General features: G+C 68.2%; 18 protein-coding genes. 8 read left to right on the plus strand and 10 right to left on the minus strand.

From position 1 onward, the window contains the following. Positions 1 to 57: 57 nt before the first annotated feature. Complete coding sequence (locus J2S43_RS06885; RefSeq protein WP_306827763.1) at positions 58 to 738, plus strand: hypothetical protein; 681 nt, start codon at positions 58 to 60, stop codon at positions 736 to 738. 41 nt (positions 739 to 779) lie between these two features. Continuing rightward, positions 780 to 1898 carry an NAD(P)-dependent alcohol dehydrogenase gene (locus J2S43_RS06890; RefSeq protein ID WP_306827764.1) on the plus strand — a complete coding sequence of 373 codons (1119 nt, stop codon included), beginning with the start codon at positions 780 to 782 and terminating at the stop codon, positions 1896 to 1898. A gap of 248 nt (positions 1899 to 2146) precedes the next feature. Here J2S43_RS06890 and J2S43_RS06895 read toward each other — a convergent pair whose 3' ends face one another. The 3 genes from J2S43_RS06895 to J2S43_RS06905 all read right to left on the minus strand — a co-directional run bounded on the left by J2S43_RS06895 (position 2147) and on the right by J2S43_RS06905 (position 4165). Next, positions 2147 to 2929, minus strand: a complete 783-nt coding sequence (locus J2S43_RS06895; protein WP_306827765.1) for a hypothetical protein — start codon at positions 2927 to 2929, stop codon at positions 2147 to 2149. A 98-nt stretch (positions 2930 to 3027) separates the two neighbouring features. Further along, positions 3028 to 3357, minus strand: a complete 330-nt coding sequence (locus J2S43_RS06900; protein WP_306827766.1) for a hypothetical protein — start codon at positions 3355 to 3357, stop codon at positions 3028 to 3030. A 433-nt stretch (positions 3358 to 3790) separates the two neighbouring features. Beyond that, the gene (locus J2S43_RS06905; protein ID WP_306827767.1) at positions 3791 to 4165 is read right to left on the minus strand and encodes a YciI family protein; all 375 of its coding nucleotides are present in this window, start codon (positions 4163 to 4165) and stop codon (positions 3791 to 3793) included. A gap of 84 nt (positions 4166 to 4249) precedes the next feature. Between J2S43_RS06905 and J2S43_RS06910 the strand changes: the two genes are divergently transcribed. Next, positions 4250 to 5236: an ArsR/SmtB family transcription factor gene (locus tag J2S43_RS06910; protein WP_306827768.1), complete on the plus strand. Its 987-nt coding sequence runs from the start codon at positions 4250 to 4252 to the stop codon at positions 5234 to 5236. Positions 5237 to 5514: 278 nt separating this feature from the next. Here the strand turns inward: J2S43_RS06910 and J2S43_RS06915 are convergent, their stop codons facing one another. The 4 genes from J2S43_RS06915 to J2S43_RS06930 form a co-directional block, all read right to left on the minus strand. Further along, positions 5515 to 6162 carry a hypothetical protein gene (locus J2S43_RS06915; protein WP_306827769.1) on the minus strand — a complete coding sequence of 216 codons (648 nt, stop codon included), beginning with the start codon at positions 6160 to 6162 and terminating at the stop codon, positions 5515 to 5517. 1046 nt (positions 6163 to 7208) lie between these two features. Then, positions 7209 to 7748 carry an alpha/beta hydrolase gene (locus tag J2S43_RS06920; protein ID WP_306827770.1) on the minus strand — a complete coding sequence of 180 codons (540 nt, stop codon included), beginning with the start codon at positions 7746 to 7748 and terminating at the stop codon, positions 7209 to 7211. A gap of 220 nt (positions 7749 to 7968) precedes the next feature. Continuing rightward, positions 7969 to 10401, minus strand: a complete 2433-nt coding sequence (locus J2S43_RS06925; RefSeq protein ID WP_306827771.1) for a tetratricopeptide repeat protein — start codon at positions 10399 to 10401, stop codon at positions 7969 to 7971. Between the two features lie 539 nt (positions 10402 to 10940). Continuing rightward, positions 10941 to 11432, minus strand: a complete 492-nt coding sequence (locus J2S43_RS06930) for a hypothetical protein (protein WP_306827772.1) — start codon at positions 11430 to 11432, stop codon at positions 10941 to 10943. 978 nt (positions 11433 to 12410) lie between these two features. Here J2S43_RS06930 and J2S43_RS06935 point away from each other — a divergent pair. The 5 genes from J2S43_RS06935 (at position 12411) to J2S43_RS06955 (ending at position 16673) form a co-directional block, all read left to right on the plus strand. Then, positions 12411 to 13850, plus strand: coding sequence for a hypothetical protein (locus J2S43_RS06935; RefSeq protein ID WP_306827773.1), 1440 nt, complete (start codon positions 12411 to 12413; stop codon positions 13848 to 13850). Between the two features lie 357 nt (positions 13851 to 14207). Next, positions 14208 to 14693 carry a hypothetical protein gene (locus tag J2S43_RS06940; RefSeq protein ID WP_306827774.1) on the plus strand — a complete coding sequence of 162 codons (486 nt, stop codon included), beginning with the start codon at positions 14208 to 14210 and terminating at the stop codon, positions 14691 to 14693. A gap of 142 nt (positions 14694 to 14835) precedes the next feature. Next, complete coding sequence (locus tag J2S43_RS06945; RefSeq protein ID WP_306827775.1) at positions 14836 to 15354, plus strand: hypothetical protein; 519 nt, start codon at positions 14836 to 14838, stop codon at positions 15352 to 15354. Between the two features lie 153 nt (positions 15355 to 15507). After that, positions 15508 to 16464 (plus strand): tyrosine-type recombinase/integrase, encoded by a 957-nt coding sequence (locus tag J2S43_RS06950; RefSeq protein WP_306827776.1) that lies wholly within the window; start codon positions 15508 to 15510, stop codon positions 16462 to 16464. Positions 16465 to 16505: 41 nt separating this feature from the next. After that, positions 16506 to 16673 carry a hypothetical protein gene (locus J2S43_RS06955; protein WP_306827777.1) on the plus strand — a complete coding sequence of 56 codons (168 nt, stop codon included), beginning with the start codon at positions 16506 to 16508 and terminating at the stop codon, positions 16671 to 16673. Here the strand turns inward: J2S43_RS06955 and J2S43_RS06960 are convergent. The 3 genes from J2S43_RS06960 to J2S43_RS06970 form a co-directional block, all read right to left on the minus strand. Beyond that, positions 16631 to 17152: a hypothetical protein gene (locus J2S43_RS06960; protein ID WP_306827778.1), complete on the minus strand. Its 522-nt coding sequence runs from the start codon at positions 17150 to 17152 to the stop codon at positions 16631 to 16633. The two genes, J2S43_RS06955 and J2S43_RS06960, sit on opposite strands and share 43 nt — an antisense overlap. 262 nt (positions 17153 to 17414) lie before the next feature. Then, complete coding sequence (locus J2S43_RS06965) at positions 17415 to 19001, minus strand: xylulokinase (protein ID WP_306827779.1); 1587 nt, start codon at positions 18999 to 19001, stop codon at positions 17415 to 17417. After that, entirely contained in the window at positions 19002 to 21197 is a 2196-nt protein-coding gene (locus J2S43_RS06970) for an aminotransferase class III-fold pyridoxal phosphate-dependent enzyme (RefSeq protein WP_306827780.1), read from the minus strand. It abuts the gene before it with no gap. Positions 21198 to 21306 lie beyond the last annotated feature (109 nt).

Below are 21306 nucleotides of genomic sequence, written 5' to 3' on the forward strand. Positions count from 1 at the left end.
AGCGCGGCAGCAGCAACGACGGGGCCCGCCCCGACCCGAGCGCTCCGAGAGCGGGTCGTGGGCGCGACGGCGATCGCGTTGGCAGCGTCGGTGGCGATCCAGAACGCGGTGGTGGTCTGGGCCGGAGCGCCAGACTACGGGGACCCGATCAACGAGGTGCTCGCCTTCCACGCGGAGCACCGTGTCGCGGTCGCGATCGCGGTGGGCCTGGAGGCCTTGAACCTGCCGCTGCTGCTCGGGTTCCTGACCGGCCTCCACGGGCTCGTCGAGCGCCGCGGGCGTGCGGGTGCAGACTGGTCGCGCCTCGCGGTGGCCGCAGGCGCGACCCTCTCGGCGGTCTTCGCGCTCTACGCCGTCCTGTGGAACGGTGTCGTGCTGTCCGCCGGCGAACTCGCCGAGCCGAGCCCGGAGTTCGAGCTCGCCTGGCAATTGCATGCGGCAGCCTTCGCGTTGGCGCTGCCGGCGCTCGGCACCACATTCATCGGCGCCGCGCTGGCGGCGCATGCGAGCCGGCTGACGCCGTCGTGGCAGCGTCTGCTCGCAGTGGCCGGGGGCGGCCTGCTGCTCGCCGCCGGTGCGGGCAACCTCGCGATCGCGGATGGCTCAGGGCTCATCTTCGTGGGTTTGCCCGGCTACGCCGCCTGGCTCGTGTGGCTGCTTGCGACCGGCGTGCGGCTGGTGCGCGCTCGAACAGCTGACCGTCCTGACGACGCATCGACCTCCGGCGAGCAGGGCTGATGGGAGCCGGAGGCCGCCGCACGGTCCGCGGCGGATAGCTGATGGCCGGCGCTGACGTCACGTCGAGCGCAGTGTTCGCGCTCCGAGGCCGTCGTCTCGATATGCGCGCCATCGGAGGCCCTTCTCGTGGTGCCGGCGTGCTACAGAAGGTGCTGGGCGTGCCGGGTACGGGGCTGGTGTGCTTCACCGAGGTGAGGGGTGGGCGGATGAGGGCGGTCGTGTACGACAGGTACGGGTCCGCGGACGTGCTGCGGATTGAGGATCTTCCCAAGCCGTCCCCTTCGGGCCGGCAGGTGCTGGTCAAGGTCGCGGCGACATCGATCAACCTCAGCGATTGGGAGACCCTGCGAGGTTCGCCGCTGTATTCGCGTATCGGTGGGCTTCGCACACCGGCGCGCCGGACGCTGGGTTCGGACATCGCCGGGTGGGTCGACGCCGTCGGTCCGGCCGTCACCCGGTTCCGGCCCGGTGACGAGGTCTACGGCGACAACCTCTTGCTCAAGGGCGGCTTCGCGGAGTACGCGATCGCCCCCGAGTCGGTGCTGGCGCACAAGCCCACGGCTCTGACCTTCGCCGAGGCGTCGACGGTTCCGCAGGCGGGCGCGATCGCGCAGCAGGGGACCGACGGCGCCGCGGCCGGGCAACGGATAGTGATCAACGGTGCCGGCGGCGGTTCCGGTTCATTCGCCATTCAGCTCGCCAAGCGTCTCGGCGCCGAGGTGACCGGAGTGGACAACGCGAGCAAGCTCGACTTCATGCGGTCGGTGGGCGCGGACAAGGTGATCGACTACCGGAGTGAGGACTTCACTCGCAGCGGCCCGTACGATCTCATCCTCGATCTGGTGGCGCATCGATCGGTGTTCGCCTACCGTCGGGCGCTGGCGCCGGGTGGTCGGTATCGGTGCGTTGGCGGATCGGTGCGGACGCTGCTGCGCGTCCTGACGATCGGCTCGGTGGCCGGTTGGCTCACGCACCGCCGGCTCGGCGTGCTCGCGGTCAAGGAAGGGCCGGCACATTTCGGACCGGTCGCCGACCTCTGCGTAACGGGTGACCTCGCCGTCCACATCGACCGCACCTTCACCCTCGACCAGGTCCCCGAGGCCCTGGCCGAGGTAGGCGAGGGACGCGCCCGCGGCAAGGTCGTCGTGACAGTAACCTGACCGCCGCGCCGCGTCCGGTTACCGGCAACCGGATCTCAGACATCTCGCCCGGCGGGACAGCGGGGCCGCCCGCACGCGGTGGCCCTCGGCACGCTCATCGCCTCGACGACTCGTCCACCATCCGCGGCAGGCGAACCCACAGCAACGACGCGCCGAACGTCGCCTTTACCGCCATCCTGGGCCGCAACGAATATCCGGATCTGCCGCGATCCGGGCGGCCGTGCGTCCCGCGGCCGGATAGTGTCAGGTCAGATCGAGCGGTCGGTCTTCGGCACGATCGGGTCGATGGGCTGGCGAGGGCCGTTCTCGGCCTCGAGCCAGTCGGCGAGGTCGAAAGTGCTACCGCACGCGCCGCACGCAGCCCGGCCGAACAGGTAGGCGATACCGCCAGCGAGAGTCGCGTCGCCGCCGGTTACGGCGGCATCGTGCATCCACCGCGCTATCCCGGTCAGGTCGGCAGGCCCGGTCGGCCGAAGATCATGCCGATGGATGTCCCCGTCGTTGTGGTCGCGGATCGCCGAGTAGTGGCCGTACTCGCCGATGACGATCGCCAGACGAGTCGCGCAGCCGGGGCAACCGACGTCGTAGTGCTCATCGGTGAAGTCCATGCTGATGGTGGCCCAGAACGTGTAGCCGGCGAATGCCAGGGCACCCTGAAGCCTTCGGACCAACGCGGGCCCCGTGCAGGTGGCCAGGCGGTCCCGAGAAAGGCGGTGCAGGGTTGCGAGCGTCTCCGGGATCCTCCGGACCAGATCGTCGTGCTCCTGATTGCGATGCGTGCTTCGTACGATGACCGCGGCAAGATCCAGCGCTCGGTCCCGGTCTGCCTCGGCACCGGATCGGGCGAGCCGGGCAAGAGCGGGTAGAGCAGCAAAGCCGGCCGAGCACCAGCACTCAGCTTCGACGACGAGCCTTCGTTCAAGGTCGCGCCAGGTAGGAAGATCAGGCTGGCGTTCGAGTCGATCGAGCAACGACCCGACGACGACGCCAGAGTGATCCTGCAGATCGCGTACCGATCGCCAATCAATCACACGGCGATCAAACACCACGCAGCGGTTGGCGCACCCATCTGCCGCCGTCCGCGCGGGTCGAGAATGCTCAAACCGGTGCCCGTATCCGGTCCGGCTGGCTACCGCTCGGTAACGCTGCTGTCGTCACCAACCTCATAGATGACGATATTCAACCGTTGTCGGACCCAAAGTGGGACACGCTGGGCTGCGCCGACCGCGATCGTGGGTACAACGACGCCAAAGGTGGCGTTGGGCGCGGGCTCTGCCGGCATCCGACGCAGGAGCTGGCCGTAAAGCGTATCCACGTCCAGTCCGACGGCTGCGGTTCGCCCCTTGGCTTCGCAATACATGATCGCGTCATCTCGGCGGGCGACTACGTCCACGTAAGCAACCTCCGTTTCCACGCTCCAACCGCCACTCTCCAGCCAGGCCGCGAAGGCGGCGACCACCCTAGCCTCATCACCACGCATAAGGTCCCCCACCCCTGGCCGCAGCAGCCAACTGAACCGCGTATGGCCTAAGTTCGGCAATGCCATCGTGCACTGTTCTGCCGCCGTCCGCGCGGGCCTGCCGCCTCTGTCACGGCTGGTGATCGGCGGTGACGGACGGGCGTCGTGTCGTGCCGAGAGGCGGACGTCTGGTCATCGAGCGGATGCTCCCATGGATGTCTCGCGCGCACGCGGATGATGCGTTTCGCGGAAAACGATCATGCGTACCCCTCGACTCTTCGGTGGGAACTGAACGCTGCCCTTTGGCCGACGTGGTGAGACAGTTGGATCGTGGTGGCCGCGGCGGCCAGCCCGGCGGAAGGGTGCTTCGCCGGACTGGCCGTCGTACCAAGAAGGCCGTGGTGGTCGGGCGCGCCTATGTCGCTCAGGCGCGCTACTCAGGGTTGTCCTGGAGGGCGCGGACCTCGATGCGTGACTGTAGGGCCGCGGAGGCCTGTTCGGCCCAGGTGATCGCGGCTTCCTCGTCAACGGCTTTGATGACCCAGAACCCGCCGACGTACTCCGTCGCCTCCACGAACGGACCGGGGACGCGCTTGGTCTCGGCGCCGGTGGCGTCGACGGTGACCGCGGTCGACGGCGGGTGAAGCCCACCGGCGTGCACGAAGGCCCCGGAGTCCTGCAGGGCCGAGTTGAAGCGGTCGACGGCGGCCATCATGGCCTCCAGCTCGACCGGGTCCATCTCCTGCATCGACTCCATCGTCGGCTCCTCAGCCGTGTCGTGCGGGATGGTGAGAAAGTATTGCGGCATCGGTTTGCCCCTCTTGCGTGAGTATCAGGTGTCTGACGAACTCCACTTTCGCTGGCTTCCTGTCCTGCCGACTACGCTTTCGATGTGGATCGAAAGGTGGTGGAGTTCCGGCTCGGCTCGTCCGACATCTCGGCGGTCCGGTTCGGGATCTCGCCCGGACACGAGCTGGTTCACGCGGTGCGCGTCATGCTGCGCCCCCAGGTCGCCCCGCTGCACTGGGGTTGGTTCCGCACCCAGCGCGGGGTGCCGGCGGGTGACGCGTTCCGCCTGATGGCGGTGATCAGCGGCGTTGATGGATACATGCCCGACTTCCTCACCGCCACACCGTCGGGCGACATGACTCCCGAGGAGGAACTGGAGCGCCTGCGCGAGTTGCCGGACGAACGGCTGCGCTTCGACCTGCGCAAGATGGAGATCCGATCGGCCGGCGCCCGGCAGCGCGAGATCCAGGCACTGATCGCGGACCCCGCGCGTGCCCGCACGACGATCGTGGCGGCCTGGCAGCAGGCGTGGGAGACCTTGCTGGCGCCCGTGTGGCCGCAGATGCTGCGGCTGCTACGCGCCGACATCGCGGTGCGGGCGCGGCGCAGCAGCGACGTCGGGCTCGCCGCGATGGCCGCCACCCTGCACTCGACCGTAACCTGGCGCGACGAGGTGGTTCAGGTCCAACTGCGGCACCACGGGGAGACGATCGACTGCGGCGGCACCGGCCTGGTTCTCGTTCCCTCCGTCATGGCAACCCGCGGCTGCGCCGTGCTGACCGAACCCCCCGCCCAGCCGACGATCTTCTATCCGGCGCACGGGATCTCCGAGACCTGGCACCGTCCCGCGTCGGATGTGCTCGACGCCCTCACCGCGCTACTGGGCTCCGTCCGTGCGCGCCTTGTCCTCGAACTCCAGCAGCCGCTGTCGACATCCGAGTGCGCCACGCTGACCGGGGTGGCAGCATCGACCGCGTCGCACCATCTCACGGTGCTGCGTGCGGCCGGGCTGGTGGACAGCTGGCGTGCCGGTCCACGGGTCCTGCACACGCGCACACCGCTGGGGGAGGCACTCGCCGGTGGGCATTGACCCCGGATAGCGGATCGAACTAACCGCTGTAGCCGCCTGCACTGACCACCTCACCCTGGACGATGAACCCCTGTAGTCGTCACCTGCAGCCCGACAGCGGTCCAATTCGTCGTTCCCGGCATGCGAATCAGTGTGTCGGACCGTCCTCACTTGCCAGTCGGTATCGGCGAGCACATCTGCCGCGATCCGCGCGCGCCTAAGATCGGATGTCCGGATCTGCCGCCGATCGGTCGCGCCTTCGATGCGCCGTGATCCGCCCGGCCGCCGCTTCACCGATTTCAGGAGGGCTTGCCGATCCAGGGAGCTTCCGGCCCGGTCCGGGAGGCACTCTCGCCGGGCTCGAGGTCGAGTACGTCGAGCAGCGTGAGGTCGTGTGCGACGGCGTGGTGCAGGTGGCTGAGCCTGCCCGTAGCGGGGTTGGCGTCGCTCGCGCCGATGAGTTGCCACAATCCGTCGTCGGCGTCGTGACTCACGTACAGAATCGGCTCCGTCCGTGCGAAGACCTCGCCGGTCTGGATGCTGGTAGTGCCCAGCAGCCAGTGCTTCATCCAATGCGCGCGCCGGTCGCGTTCCATGACGCGGTCCACCAGCCACCAGATGAACGGCAGGTCCTCATGCGCGCGGGCCTTGCTCGCGGTGAGGTCAGGGCCACCTTCGGGTACGCGCTCGAACGGCTCGTCGACGAGCGAGCAGGCATAGCCGCCCTCGTTGTCGAAGACGACCGCATGGAAGCTGGCGCCGCCGGGGTTCCCGGCCCCGATCCCCACGGTGAGCCGGGCGACGTGGCGCTCGGACTCCGTCGTCCAGCCAAACGCATACGAGGCGAGCTCACCGCGGGGCCCGACGAACTCCCCGAAAGCGCGCCGCTCCACGGCCGCTCCGATGTGTGTCTCGGTCAGTCGGCCCTCGATCACTTTCAGATTCACGCGGCGAGACTACCGGGGCAGTGACACGCCGCCGCATCCTTCCGGTGAAGGGCTACGGGTCGTGTTTCACCGGGGCCAGCCATTCCCTGCGACGCAGGCGACGGTCGGCCTGGACAGGTAGCGCCGAGGAGCCTCGTCGTTCCCCGGGCCGCTATCCGGATCTTCCGCTCCAGGAGTGCTGGCGTTCATCATCGTTGGTGCAGCAAGGCGGTGTATGGCTGCCTTCCCACCTCGATGTCCGCTGTCCACGCTTCCGATCACCTCATCGTGCTTGCGGGCCGCAGCGTCCGCCTTCCTCGGCCGGTATCGCGGCCAGACACGCGTGCTCCGCGAATCTGACCTCCACGCCTTCCTCCGCTGGTGCACCGACCAGGACCTCAACCCGCTAGCCGCCCGCCGGGACGACATCGAGCGATACGTGCGCTGGCTGCGGGAGGTACGCCGATACCAGCCATCAACGGTCTCGCGGCGACTGTCGGGCAAAGCTCGTCATAGACGGCACCCACGCCCCCTTCGAGTGCTGGCGCGGCCGAATCAGGCACTCGGTCGGAGCGCCAAGCCGTCCGCCCTCGCCAAGAGCGTCCTTATCTGGCGCTGTCCGCGTGCGCCAGCCGCGCCTGGGGGAGTCACACGGTGTAGCCGGGCGCCGACGCAGGCGGCATCCGGATCTGCCGATGGTCGTGTACCCGATCTTGCCGATGAGCGAGTGCCCGCAACCGCGTCGGCGACAATGGGCGGATGAGCGACCAGGGCGTAGAACCTCCACTCGCGGGCTTTCGCGGACCGTGGTGTGTCGCCTGCTGTTTACCCAGGCACGATTTGGCCGTGACGCGGGCTGATCCCTTGGATGGCCATCCCCCATGCGTCTACTGCTCTTGGGAAGAAATCGAGTGGAGCGACTGACGAACGCAGCGCATGTGCGCCGTGCGTGCCGGCGCCGGCACAATGATCACCACGCCCGGTGACGGCAGCAGGCTCGCTGGCGCACGGTCATGCCGATGTCAGTGCTGCGACAATGGCTCACAGGGTGGAGCCGACCGGAGTTTCTATGCAATCTCGGACAGGAATGCCTCCATCGCGGTGCCGACATTTCCCAGAGCATCCGCATACGCCTTGAGCGGTCCCGGCGGACGTAAACCGTGATCGCCGCCCTCGACAGTGACCAGTGTCTTGCCGGTCGCCTCGGCCACATCGGGGAGCCAGCTTTTGTCGCCGGTTCCGCCGACTAGGAGTGCTGGTGCGGGGTTGCGGATGATCGCCTCAGCAATGGGCGTGATGTGCAGGAGAGGCGTCAACCAAATCGCCGGCAACTCCCGCTCAGCAGCAAGGGCGGCAGCGTACGTGCCGAGTGACTTGGCGATGAGGATGGGTGTCGCGGTCGGGGCAGTCTTGGAAAGCCGGTGCAGCGCGGCGCCTACGTGTGCCTGGACGAAGGGCTCAGGTCCAATCTCCAGCAGGCCCTCGGGAACTGTCCAGGTAATTATTTCCACGGCCGCGTTCCGGTCGGCCAATGCCTCACTGGCCAGGTCGAATAGCGGCGCTTGCGGGCCGTAACCGGCCCCCGGCGTGAGAATTCCAGCGATCATACGGCGACTCTATCGACTGAAACGCCAGGCGACTTACTGTCATGCCGCCGAGCGTGCGCGGCCGCCGAGGGGGATCCGTAACGCACTGTGACGCGAGTCCAGGACGACCCGACTCACCCTCGTGCCGAGAAGAGCGCACTTAATCAAGTATCGGACGGCCGAGGCGGCGCGAGCCGGAAGTTCCAAGTTGCTCGATGCCTGGCGGCGGTGAAGTCTGCGCTCATTGGCGCCGGGTGGTCCTGTCCCGGGGTGCGGCGGTCGCAAGGAGTTCATCGGTGATCGTCGTGACGACGGGCGGGTAGAGGTGCGGCAATAGGTCGACATACGCCGACCATGGCCCTGTGCACAGCGCCTCAGCGATGAGGCGTGGGGCCCGGTCCGGTGGTGCCGTGTTCGCAAGGAGGACCAGCACACGTGCCGACCGGCCGGGGTCGGGGATCGCACGGCTGAGTGCCTCGGCGTGATCCGGTCTTCCGATCGCGATCGCGAAGCGGGCGACGTCCACGAGCGCGTTGGAACGGGCATGGTCGTTGGCTATGCCATGGGCGAAGGCTTCCGCCAGCGTGGCTGACGTGTGCATCCGGTCGTCCGCACCGCACCGCTGGTAGATCTCGGCTGCCATCAAATGCGCCTGAGCTGGCCAGTATGGGTCCTGGATCGCTACGGCCAGGCCGGTGATCTCATCGGCGAGGCGTTCCGCGCGGTGTGGGTCACCGTTTCTGACGGCGGCGAGCGCAATCTCCGACAGCGCCCGGATCCGTGGCCGGTCATCCTCGAAGGTGGTGAGCAGCCGCGTGGCGCGGTCGAGGTCCCCGACGGCCGAGAACGCCCTGACCAGCGCGACGCGCTCCTCGTCCATCGCCAAAGCGTCGATTTCGATCCGGTCGAGCACCGCCCGGGCCCGGCCGGTGTCACCGGCGGACACATAGGCGTCGGCGACGGCGACCAGGGAATCAGCGTCGGTACCGACCTGCTGTTCGGCATCTCGCAGCAGTTCTCCGGCACGCTGCGGGTCGTTGGCGGCGATCAACGAGAGAACTTGCGCCTGCCAGTACGGCCCGAGCGCGGCACGGGTCACCGCCTCCGCCCGCGCTAGATCGCCGTTCGCCGCCGCCGCTTGCATGGCTCTGGCGACGGCCAGCTCCCGCCGCCCATTGATGACGATCAGCTCGGCGACGCTCAACGACCGGTCGAGGTCCCCGGCGGCGGCGACCGCCTCGGTCAGGGCGACGAGCGACACTTCCCGGTCGGTCGACGGGACGACGCTGTCGTCGGTCCACGCGGCGCGTTCGGCCTCGTACATCAGCGCGGTCACGTGTCCGGTGTCGCCGGCATCCGCAACGACCCGCGCGACACCGGCGAGCGCCTCCGCCCGGTCGTGGGAACGCGGCAGGGCGCGGATCAGCGCGACCGCGCTGCCGGCGTTCCCGACCCGCGCAAGGGCGATCCCGACGTCCTTGATCGCGGCGTCGGCCCGGCCGGGAGCGGCCAGGGCTGTCACCGCCTCGTCGAGCAGCGCGGTGGCGCCTTCAAGATCGCCCGAGCCGATCAGCGCGTGGGTCACGTTCGCGAGGCCCTGAGCGCGCTGTCCGGCGGTGGAGATCGACCGGGCGATTTCCCCGGCTCGCCGCATGTGCCCACCGGCGGCGATCGCTCCCGCGACCTCGGCCATGACCTCATCTCCGAGGGACCCGTCGATCAGCGTGGCGAGGGCCGCCGCACGGTCCGTTTCGCCGGACCGCGCGGCGGCACGGGCGACGTAGTAGAGGGCCACAGGCGCGTTCCAGTCGTCGGCCGGCTCGATCTCACGGGCGATCGCCTCAGCCTCGTCGAGATCGCCCGCGGTCGCCAGGGCGAACGCGATCGAGGACAGGGCACCCGGTCGGGAAGCAGCCTCGTGGACGGCGTCGACCAAGGTCACGGCTCGACGGATCATGCTCCGAGCCCGGCCCAGGCAGCCCGCGCCCGCCGCGACGCGGGCCGCATGCCCGAGACCGGAGATCTGGGAGACTGGCTGCGGATCCAGGATGGACAGGCGCTCCGCCTCCGCGAATAGCGCGTCGACCTCCGCCGGGTCGGCGAGGCCGGCAGCGGAGGCAGCGACCCGGAGTACGGTGTCGCGGCGGCGGGTGTGGTCGGTGATGGCCCACGCCCCGGCGACCGCCTCAGCGATCATGGCCTTCGCGCGGTCCGGCCGGCCGACCTCCGCCATGACCGCACCCAGCTTCGCCAGGTCAGTCGAGGTCGATTCGGCCCGCCTACCCGACCGGATGATCGCCTCAGCGCGGTCGACGTCGCCGAGCCGGAGCCACATCGCCGGGATGTCGGCCGGCAGGTACGGGCGGCTCGCGAGCAACGCTTCCCGGTGGACCGCGACCCTGGCGATCAGCCCGAGGTCGAGGGGGTGCCGGCCGAGCAGCAGCTGCTGCGTGGCGGTCATCTCGGTCAGCGCGGCACCGATGCCGCCGGTGTACTCGCGCAGACGGTGGTGACGGTCGCCGTCGGTGGCACAGACGACCATCCGTTCCAGATCGTTCATGCTGCAGAGCAGTGCGAAGTAGCTCTGGAGCATGTCCTCGGGTGTGTCGTCGGGCCAACCGCGGTCGCGGTAGCCATCGGCACGGGCATGCATGTCGGTCCGGTCGCGGTGCACGGCTGACTGTACGACGCGCGCTGGGACTTGCCAGCGTCGATCAGGCACGAGATCGGATGCGGCACGACGAGAACTACCAGACGTCGCGCCGGCTGGTCGGGCGGAACCAGCGTACGAGGACGCAACCCGAACCCCCACCAGTGACGTCTCCGCGGAGGCGGTGACGGCGGGCGGCAACATGCCGCGGAGCACGCACGCCTGTTGGTGGGTGGTTGTCACCGTCTGCAGCGACAAACCCGGCCTGATCATCCACAGGCAGCAGCTTCTCCACCCATTCGGGACTACAACGTCAAGATCGACCGTGGCGGCGGCGCGTCCCACGCCGGCCCGAATTCGGCTGTAGCCGCGCGTGCATCTGCCGCCGAACGTGCGCGACGACTCCTGGGGAGTCACGCTTAGTGACCGTGGGTCGGCTCGGTCGGCACGCGCTCGTGCCGATGAGAGTGCACGTCGACAAAATTCGATACAGGACGGTCGACCGCTCCTACGTCTGGCTCGAGCACGCATGTGGTTGGCCACCGAGCGAGCACGCCATCAGGTTAGCTGGCCGTCAGCGCACGGACGGCGTATCCGCCGACGACGCCGAGCAGCACGCCGACGATGGTGCGGATCCAGGCCATTCGGCCTGCCTTCTTGGCCGCCTCGGCGTTGACGCCGTGCGTCCAGGCGTGCGCCTGTGCGACGATCTCAGCAAGTATCTCATTAAGCGGTCGCCCGTGCGGCCGCACGACTCGGTCGAGGAGCAGATAACCAGTGTAGACATCGTAGTGATGGCCGTATTCGTCCACGCCGATCGGGTTGAACCAGACGTTTTGGAACCCGAGCTGCGCGGAGGCGGCGAGCGCCTCCCGCACCCGGCGCGCTAACGCCATGAGCATCTGGCCGAGCGCGACTGCCGCAACCGATACAGCGACCAGAAATGCGCACCGCCAAGTGCCGGCCGTCAGCATCACAATCACCGGCACTATCCACAGGCCCACACCAACGAGCGGCAAGCGCTCGGCCGCAAACTGCTTTAAATTTATCAACATCTAAGCATTGAAGCGCGCTGCCGCGTAGGGCAGCATCGGCTATCCGTACGTCCTGACATGCCAAATCGTCGGCGTCGTCGAACTTCGGACGAGGCCGGCCATGATCTACTCCCGGGTTGCCGGGATCACGTGAGCACATCTGCCGCGACGCGCGCGCTGGCGTACGGGCATGCCGTCGCGCTGCGTGTGGTGCACCGATCGCAGGCGACGAAGAGTCGTGGTGACTCCGTGATTGACCTGCTGGGGACGGTCACGGTGCGGCATTCGCTGCCCGTGTTTGCCGAGCAATGCGTTCCTAACGCGGCCTTCGCGGGGTTTTTTCGTTTTCCACGCCCTGCAGTAGTGGAAGTTCAAAGCCATGTGAGGTGCCTCCGACCACCAGGGCGAGCTGCCGAACGAGTTCCAGGACGTTCGGTGCCGAACAACCAGTCCGAATGTAGAACTCGGCTCGAGACAGTGCCAATGTCGCCTCGCCCAGGACGGCGGAGAGACGTTCGACCTCTACGCCGCTGAGGGTAAGAATCACCTGATCGGGCTTTCCATCCACTCGCATCAACACCTCCGACGACTTTCGCGAGACGGCCCGTAGGAATTATGACGAATGTCAAGCAACGTCGGCTTTCCCGAGTGCGATGTACGGATCTGCCGCGATTCGCGCTGGTAGTCCGGGCGGCCTGTCACGCGTCGTGTGTTCAGCCAGCCGGTGAGTCTCAGGAAGTTGCAGTAGAAGCTCAACACGCCGGCTATTTCATTGACGGCGTCGTCGAGGTTGTCCCATGCGTCGGCGCGAACACGATGATTTGGCAGCGCCACCAGACGACCGGCGTGCTTCCGCCTGCCGAAGGACGGGCGTTCGGGCCGTCTGGTGCACCACCCGTGGAACCTCCCGCTGTACCTTCTTGCCGGTGTACGCCGCCGCGTGCGCATCACGAGGTCCCGCACTCCGGCGACCCTAACCTTCCCGGGAGTGTCGTGTCCGTGCCGTCGATCCTGCTCGCCCTGGCCGGGAACCGTACGCTGACGGCAGAGCACATCGACGCTCTCTTGGCGATCGGTGACCCGGAACTGTCGCGGGAGGTCGCGCGGGAGCAGCATCTTGACGCCGGTCAGGTCGACCGGCTTGCCGGTAGCGGTCGGCGTGACATCCTGGTGGCGTTGATCGAGTCAGGCAACCTCGCAGCGGAACGCATCCCGCGCGACGATCCGTGGGCGATCCTCGCCGCCGTCGATCGTGCCGACGCCCCCGACGACCTGCTATACAGGCTTGCCGGCTGGCCGGACGTCGCCATACGTGTGGCTCTGGGTGAACACGCCTCCGAACGGCCGGACATCGCGCGTCTCGTGGCCGGCGACGAGAACTGCTCGGTGGCATCCAAGGCAACTCGTCTCCGGGAACTTCCCGAAGATCTGGCGACGCGCCTGTCGGGACGCGCCGAGGCCTGTGTCCGAATCGCCCTGGCATCGAACACGAACACGCCGAGCGCCATTCTGGCCGGTCTGATCGGTGATGGGAGCGAGCCCGGGACCGTGCCGTGCCCGCACCAGCCCGACATCGCGGCAGCCACAAGGGAGATCGAGTTGGCGGTCGCCGGGAATCCCTCCGCTCCCACGGCCACGGTCGAGCTGTTGGCGGTCCGGCCCGATCCCCTGCTGGCGTTGGAGCTGGCGGGTCGATCAGACCTACGCGACAACACCTACCAGCGTCTTCTGTCCCTCCACGACTACGCCGTGACTGCCCGTGTCGCGATGAACTGGGCGGTCCCTCCCGATCTGCTACGCGAGCTCTACGACGTCGAGGCCGGCCGATGGCGAGATTACGTCCTGGCGAATCCACGCACACCGCTGGACCTGCTGGTGAGACACAGACGCGAGGGCGGCTCGCCCCGCACCTGGAACAACCCGGACCTCGACGGGTTGCTCGCGATGGCCCGAGACATCGATCCGCAGGTCAGGTACGTCGCCGCCGCAAGTCACAAGCTCCCGGCCGATGTCCGCGCGGCCCTGATCGACGACTCGGACGTCGAGGTCGCATGCCGAGCCAGCCAGTACTACGCCGTGCCCGCCGCACAGGTCAAGGCGCTCGCAACGCGTCACGGTTCAGTCGTCTTCCCGTATGTCGCCGGTCATCCGTCCTGCCCGCCCGACCTGCTGCTCACCATCGCGATGGACTCGGCCAGCTCAGCTGGCACGATCCTCGACGTCGCGGTACACGAGTCGGCGCCACCGGCGGCCCTGGAAGCCTGTCTCAGGCACCCACACGCGGTCCCGGCCGTCGCCGGCAATCCGGCGACGCCGCCTGACACGCTCATCAGGCTCGCATCCCACCCGGATCACGAGGTCCTGTGGGAACTCGCCCGAAACCCAAGCCTCCCTGCCAAGGTCGGAGGAATCATCCTCCAAGCCTTCGCGACCAGCTAATCGACCGCTCGCCGCCCACGCGACTCTACCGGCATCGTCGAACGTCCAGAGGCGCGAGGCCGGTTTCGAATGCAATGGCACGGAGCGCTCCGTCGGCGGCCCCAGAGCGTGGTATGCGAAGCCCGTATTCACTTACCTGCGGAGAAGTGGCTTTGTCGGTCACTTCGAGCGCCGGATATCGCTGATTTCCAGCGCCCCCCAGATCACGGCCGACTTTATGTCGCTCAGTTTCAGCGCCACCCGGATTGGCCGTCGCTTACCAGCATGATCGGTCGCTGAGGATCTTGGGCCTGCTCGGGAGCTACATTGGCGATGCACGTCAGTGGATCAAGTTGAGCGTTGGACGGAGGGAGGCCGATGAGCTTGCATTACGAGTGGACGCTTTCGCTGCGTCTGCGGCCGGACGCGCCCGCATCGTTCCTGGATGAGCTCCGCTTCCACCTCGGTCTCGTTGAGCAGTTGCCTAAAGATCCTGAGCTTGAGATCGACTGGCCTTGCATGGTGACGGAGCTGGACGATGCTCTGCCGGGCGGCGGCGTTCGGTCGTTGACCGCTCAGCAGCCGTATTCGAACCGGTCGGTCTCGTTCGGGTTGTTCGTGCGGGCGTTCGTTGTCGACGATGCCATGTATGAGTTGATATCTGTGGTCCCGGCCTGGTTGGCGCGTTGGTCGCTGACGCAGGGGTGGATCGGTCAGGCGCGCGAGGAGCTGTCGCTGCACCCTTGGCTGAACTTGTACGTGCAGAATGGCCATGCATATGCCGCCGAGCCGGGCGGTAGCGTGGAGCCTCTGGATGAGACCGCGCCGCCTTTCACGCTCCGCCAAACCTCTGGCAATGCATAGCTCAGCAGCGTTCTGACCTGGGATTTGTCGCTGACTTCGAGCGCCGCCTCGAGCGGGTGTATTCGATGTCAGTCAGTTTCGGCGCCATCGGCGGCGGTGGGAGCATCGGTGGGGTCGGGACGGAGGTCCGCCGATGCCGCGGATGTCGAAGGTCGAACTGTTCGCGGCGATCCGCAGGGACTCGCGGGCCGGCGTGTCCGGACGTGCCATCGCGACCAAGTACCGGGTCAGCCGGCACACGGTCAGCGACGCGCTGGCGTCGGCATGGCCTCGCGAACGCAAGCCGTTACCGCCACGACCGTCGGTGCTGGATCCGTTCAAGAGCATCATCGACGACATCCTGCGAGCCGATTTGGATGCGCCGCGCAAGCAGCGACATACCACGAAGCGGATCTATGACCGGCTGATCGACGAACACGGCATGCAGGCTGTCTCCTACCAGGTGGTCCGCGGTTACGTCGCTGAACGCAAGCCGAAGATCCGGGCCGAGGCCGGCCGCGGCCCGGTCAACGTGTTCCTCCCGCAGACACACCGGCCGGGCGAGGAAGCCGAGGTCGACTTTGGTGAGGTCGTGATCAGCCTGCGGGGTGAGCCGGTGACCTGCATGTTTGTTCTCGCTGCGGCTGTCGTTCTCCGGCAAGACGGTGCACCGACCTATTGACCGCACTAACGGCGTGTCGGATTTGGGGTTAGCCGCGTAGCCGGAGAACCCTGCCTCCCGGAAGGTCGATCTTCGAGGAGGCAGCGCGTGAAGCAAAACTCGGCACCAGCAGGGCATGATCTGGCTTCCTTGGTGGTGTCCAGGGCTGGGCGGGTGACTCAGACCTCGGATCCGGTGCTGCCCTGGGTGGTACTCGACGGGGCGGGCACCCAGATCGATGCGGCCGATGCGTTCTTGAAGGAGCTGCTGGCGTCCGGGTCGAGCGCGTCGTCGTGCCGGTCGTACGCGTTCGACTTGCTGCGCTGGTTCCGGTTCCTCGCCGCGGTCGAGATCGGCTGGGAGCGGGCGAGCCGGGCAGAGGTGCGGGACTTCGAGCTCTGGTTGCGCTCGAGCGTGAACCCGGCGCGGGAGCGTCGCCGCGCGGGCGCGCCGTTGCCGGGTTCGGTGAACGCGCGGACCGGCAAGGCTCATCTGCGGGCCGGGTACGCGCCGGCCACGATCAATCACGCGTTGTCGGTGCTGGCGGCGTTCTACGAGTTTCACCGTTCGTGCGGGTCCGGGCCGATGGTTTCGCCCGTGCCGCCGCAGTCACGCACCGGCGGCCGGCTGGACGCACACCACAATCCGATGGACCCGTTCCGGCAGCACCGGCGCGGTGCCTACCGGCAGAAGCAGCCGGACCGGCTGCCACGGGCGGTGCCGGACGACGTGATCGACGACGTGTTCACCTCGTTGGGCTGCCACCGGGACCGGGCGCTGGTCAGCATGTTCCTGTCCAGCGGCGCCCGGGCCGCGGAGATACTCGGGATGACGGTCGCCGACGCGCACCCTGGTGATGGGCGGATCTGGGTGCAGACCAAGGGCCTGGGCGGGATCAAGCAGGCGTGCCCCGCCTCGCCCGAGGCGTTCGGCTGGCTCGCGCTTTACCTGGGCGAGATGGCCGACGAAGGCCTACGACCGGGGCCGGATGAGCCGTTGTGGTGGACCCGGCGGCGCCCGTGGCGGCCGTTGACCTGCACCGCGCTGCGAGCCCTGCTGAACCGGGTCAATGACGGATCGGCGCGAACATCAGCTGGCACGACCTGCGGCACACGCTGTGTCTGCGGCTGATCGCCGATCCGCAGGTCAGCTTGGTCGATGTCCAGCAGGTGATGCGGCACCGATGGATCACCACGACGGGCGCCTACCTGCGCCCGCAGCCGGACGAGGTGATCGCGAAGGTCCACGAGCACTACACCCGCCCCAAGGTGGCTCCGCAGCCGCTGGACGGCTGGCACTACGACCCGCAGGACCTGGCCGACGTGTTCGGAAACGCCTGATGGTCGGCCGCTACGGACGCGTTGCCCGCACACCGAGCAGCCCCGCCGATCCCGCGGTGCTGCCCACGCCCCGCAAACCCGCCGACGAGCTGCCGCTCCAGCAACGCTGGATCGGCTGACGGGGACACCGCAGCCCCGGGCGTCGGCGAGGGCAGGCGACGCCAAGGCTCCGCCACCGCACCCTCGACCAGCAGGAGCGACCCCGCGTTGGTGCCGAGGCCGTCCACGGCGGGACCAGTGTCGATCAGGTGCAGCGACGACCTGTCCAGCACGAAGGAGATATTCTCCAGGCCGTCGTTGGTCAGGGCGTCGCATACGCGGTGGACAGCCGCGTATTCGGTGTTCCAGTCGCGGTGAGGCCCCGGAACGCTCCATCCTCCTGAGCTGACGTGGCCCCCTACCGGGCCGTCCGCGCCGTTGCCGGCTCGCATCAGCTGGATCAGCGATTCCCACGTGGTCACGTCGTAGATCGAGGACATCGACCGATTATCAGGTATGCAGTGCGCCTGCTTCAGATGGGATCGAACAGGCGACTACAGCGAGGAGCCCGTGATTACCGGTGAATTGACCACACGCTTGACGTACTGATCTGCACCAGATAAGGCTGGTGCCTGTGATGGTGAGTGGGATGTAGCTGTTCTTGTGGTGACCGCCCACCCGGCCGGCAGGGAGGCCGCCTGCGGCCGACCGGTGCCCGCGGGAGCACTGGGAACGTGCCCACGCCGGAAGCGGGAAAATGTTTCATCGGCTGTTGAGTCTCTTGTAGAGCGGTGCCAGCCGCCGGTACGCGTAGGCGTACGTGTCGAAGATCTGGTCGTACGCCGCCCGGTCCGGCCCTGGCGTGAAGACCTCGTCGTTGCGCGCCAGCCCCGGGATGTCCGCGAACGACAGCTGCCCGGTGCCGACCGCGCCGATCCAGCCGGCCCCGCGCGCGTTGACCGCGACCGGCACCGCGTCGCGCCGGACCTCAATATTGAGCACATCGGCGAAGATCTGGCACCAGGAGCGTGATCTGGCGGCGCCGCCGGTGATGACGATGCTCGACAGTGGGGCGCCGAGGAACTTCCCGACCGGCGCGGCCATCCACCGGGTGTTGAGCGCGACCCCCTCGAAGACCGCACGGAGCAGGTCGGAGCGGCAGGTGTGCAGGGAGATGTTGAGGAATCCGGCGCGGAGGTGCGGGTTGTCGACCGGCACGCGCTCGCCGTAGAGCCACGGCATGTACAGCACGCCGTCCGCCCCCGGCGGCACGGTCGGGATGATCTTGTCGAACGCGTCGAAGATGCGGTTCTCGTCGCGGCTGACGTGGCCGGCCGTGATCAGCGGGTCGTCGTACTCGATGATCTTGTCGCGGAGCCAGGTGAGGTTCGCGCCGGCGGTGGCCTGCAGCGCGGTCATCAGGTAGCGGCCGGGAACCGCGCACGGGACCGCGGCGATGCCGGTGAGCGCGTCGGTCTTCTTCGCCGGGACGTGCGCCGCGATCCAGGACGAGGTGCCGAGGTAGAGGTGGGCGTCGCCGTCGCGGATGGTGCCGGCGCCGATCGCGGCCGCGGTGTTGTCGATCGCGCCCGCGACGACCTGCACCGAGCGGGGGAGACCGAGGTGATCGGCGGCCTGGGGGGAGAGGCCGCCGACCACCTCGGTGCACGCGACGATCGGCGGGAACTTGTCCCGGTCGATGCCGCTGGCGGTGACGAGTGCGGGGGAGTAGCGGATGCCGGCCGGGTCGCGGTTGTCGGTGACCCAGGAGGTGAGGATCGAGTCGACGGTGGCGACGGTGCGGCCGGTGAGCTTCAGGTTGATCCAGTCGAGGACGTTGAGGAACGTGGCGGTCCGCTCGTAGATCTCCGGCATGGTGTCGCGGACGAGCAGCATGTGCGCGGCCGGGTCCTTGCCGGTCGGGGACGGCATACCGCCGGTGAGCCGCAGCCAGCGGGCGATCTTCAACACCGACATGCCGTCGTACGCGGGGAAGCCGCCGAACTGCCGGCGCAGGTGCTCGGCGCCGCGCATGTCGAGCCAGCTGATGCACCGGGTCAGTGGCGTGCCGGCGGCGTCGACCGCGATGGTGCCCTCGCCCTGGGTGGAGGAGCAGATGGTGGTGACCGCGCGCAGGTGTGCGGGGAAGGCCCGGCCGAGCTCGGCGACGACCTCGGCGAGCGCGTCCCACCAGGCGTTCGGGTCCTGTTCGGCGCCGCCGCCGGGCAGCACGTGCAGTGGCACCGGGCGGTCGGCCCAGCCGGTGACGGTGCCGTCCGCGGCGACCAGCGCGGCCTTCATCCCGGAGGTGCCGAGATCGATGGCCAGGACCTGCGGCGGTACGGCCATCTACACCCCCTCGACCTGGGCGAGGACCTGGTCGAAGCGGGCGAGTGCGTCGTCGATGACGTCGTCGGTGTCGGCCAGGGAGGTGTACATCCGGGAGCCGGCGAGCGTGATGACGCCGTGCGCGGCGTAGGCGGCGCCCATCTGCTCCATCAGGCGTTTGCGGGCCTTGTTCTCCTTGAGGACCTTGAGCGGGTTGCGCATGTCGAGCAGCATCACGCCGCTGCACTCCAGGTGCACGATCGAACCCTGGTTGTACGCCACGTAGGGCAGCCCGTAGGTGTCGATGAGCTTGCGCAGCCCGTGGGTGAGGCGGTCGCCGGCGCGCCCGGCGATGACCGGCGCGTTGGTGCGGGCCATCTCCTCGATGGCGAAGTAGCCGGCCGCGCAGGAGAGCGGGTTGGCCGACAGCGTGCCGCCGACCTGGATGTGCGCGCCGCTCTTGCCGTCGAGCCCGGAGCCGAAGACCGCCATCACGTCCGCGCGCCCGCCGACGCCGCCGGCCATCGGGTAGCCGCCGGAGACCGCCTTGCCGAAGACGGTCAGGTCGGGGGTGACGCCGAAGTAGCCGGCGGCGCCGCCGAGGCCGGTCCGGAAGCCGGTCACCACCTCGTCGAAGATCAGCAGCGCGCCGAACTCGTCGCAGAGCTTGCGTACCGCCGCGTTGTAGTCCTTCGGCACCGGCCTGGTGCCGGATTCCGGCCCGAACGGCTCGACCACGACCGCGGCCGTGCCGCCGCGCATCCGGTTCTCGATCAGCTTGCGTTTCAGGATGCCGAGATCATGAGGGAAGGATTCGCGGGTACGGCCGGTGGCGCCGAACGGGATGCCCTTGGCGTTCATCCGGTAGGTGCCGGGCACGCGCAGTCCGAGGACCATGGTGTCGGACCAGCCGTGGTAGGCGCCGCCGACCTTGATCACCATTTTCCTGCCGGTGTGCGCGCGGGCGGCGCGGACCGCTGCCATCACGGCCTCGGTGCCGGAGCCGAGCGAGCGGTACATCTCGATGTGCGGCATGTACCGGTGGATGATCTCGGCGAGTTTCAGCTCGTACTCGTGGAACAGGCCGGTGACCGGCCCGGACTCCTTGATCACGTCGGCGACGCGCTCGTTGACCGGCGCGTAGTTGCTGCCCAGGATCGTCGGGCCGCCGGCCTGGAGGAAGTCGATGTAGACGTTGCCGTCCCGGTCGGTCAGGTGCGCGCCGTGCGCGGCCTCGATCGCCAGCGGGAACGGGTAGTTGAACGCCAGGTTGTGCTGGACGCCGCCGGGGATGCGCTTCTTGGCGCGCTCGGTGATCTCCTTGCTGGCCGTGCACTTCGTGTCGAAGTAGTGGAGCACGTCGAGCATGGCGTCGTGCCGCAGTCCGCGGACCGGCTGGGCGACCAGTGCCCTGAGCCGGCGCATGGTGTCGTCGACGTCGAGGTACTCACTGATCATGTAGCCGGACGTCTCGTGTTCCACCGGGATGTCCGCGACGCTCGGCGCCTCGGCGTCCTCGGCGATCCGGACCGGCTCGACCGCCTCGGTGATCTGCGCGGCGATCCGCTTCTCGTCCTTGCGCAGCTTGCCGAACGCGATCTCGCGGATCGGCGCCGGGATGGTGTAGACCTTGCCGGCCTCGCTGGTCAGCGCCATCAGGTAGGCGATCGACACCTTCTCCAGCAGCGCCATGTTGAACACCGCGCGGCTCGGGTCGGTGCCGAGCGCGACCACGCCGTGGTTGGCGATGATGAACGCGTTGTCCCCGCCGGCCACCTTCTTCTGCACGTTCCTGGCCAGGAAGCCGGTCCCGGACGGCGCGTAGTCGATGATCGCGACCTTCTTGCCGAGGAAGCGCACCTGCTCGTCGGTCAGCGCCGGGATCTCCTTGCGCAGGAACGCCAGCGCGGACGCGTACGGCTGATGGGTGTGCACGATCGCGTTGACGTCCGGCCGCTCGCGGTAGACGTTGGCGTGCATGCCGCACTCGATCGACGGGACCAGCCCGCCCGCGCCGCCCGGGTCCGGCACGTGCCTGCCGTCGAAGTCGACGATGCAGACGTCCTCGACGCGCATCCGGTCGTAGTCGTAGTTGCTGGGCGTGACCGCGTACAGCCGGTGGCCCGGCACGCGCACCGACACGTTGCCCTCGGTGGCCTTCAGATAGCCCCGGTCGAGCATGGTCCGGCACATGTCGACCACGTGCTGGCGTGACATCCGGTGTTTCACAGTCGCGGTCCTTGCCTGTCGGCGGGCGGGTCCACCCCATGGTCGCGCCGGTACGCAGGGCAGTGCACCGTCCCGATGACAGCAACATATCTGTCCC

Origin of the sequence: Catenuloplanes nepalensis (genome assembly GCF_030811575.1) — a bacterium.
Lineage (GTDB): Bacteria > Actinomycetota > Actinomycetes > Mycobacteriales > Micromonosporaceae > Catenuloplanes > Catenuloplanes nepalensis.

Coding starts and splice junctions, on each gene's coding strand:
- J2S43_RS06970 (WP_306827780.1), bottom strand. CDS start 21,197: ATGTCACGCCAGCACGTGGTCGACATGTGCCGGACCATGCTCGACCGG.
- J2S43_RS06905 (WP_306827767.1), bottom strand. CDS start 4,165: ATGCCGCAATACTTTCTCACCATCCCGCACGACACGGCTGAGGAGCCG.
- J2S43_RS06945 (WP_306827775.1), top strand. CDS start 14,836: ATGTCGAAGGTCGAACTGTTCGCGGCGATCCGCAGGGACTCGCGGGCC.
- J2S43_RS06965 (WP_306827779.1), bottom strand. CDS start 19,001: ATGGCCGTACCGCCGCAGGTCCTGGCCATCGATCTCGGCACCTCCGGG.
- J2S43_RS06890 (WP_306827764.1), top strand. CDS start 780: ATGGCCGGCGCTGACGTCACGTCGAGCGCAGTGTTCGCGCTCCGAGGC.
- J2S43_RS06930 (WP_306827772.1), bottom strand. CDS start 11,432: ATGTTGATAAATTTAAAGCAGTTTGCGGCCGAGCGCTTGCCGCTCGTT.
- J2S43_RS06940 (WP_306827774.1), top strand. CDS start 14,208: ATGAGCTTGCATTACGAGTGGACGCTTTCGCTGCGTCTGCGGCCGGAC.
- J2S43_RS06920 (WP_306827770.1), bottom strand. CDS start 7,748: ATGATCGCTGGAATTCTCACGCCGGGGGCCGGTTACGGCCCGCAAGCG.
- J2S43_RS06955 (WP_306827777.1), top strand. CDS start 16,506: ATGCGGCACCGATGGATCACCACGACGGGCGCCTACCTGCGCCCGCAG.
- J2S43_RS06960 (WP_306827778.1), bottom strand. CDS start 17,152: ATGTCCTCGATCTACGACGTGACCACGTGGGAATCGCTGATCCAGCTG.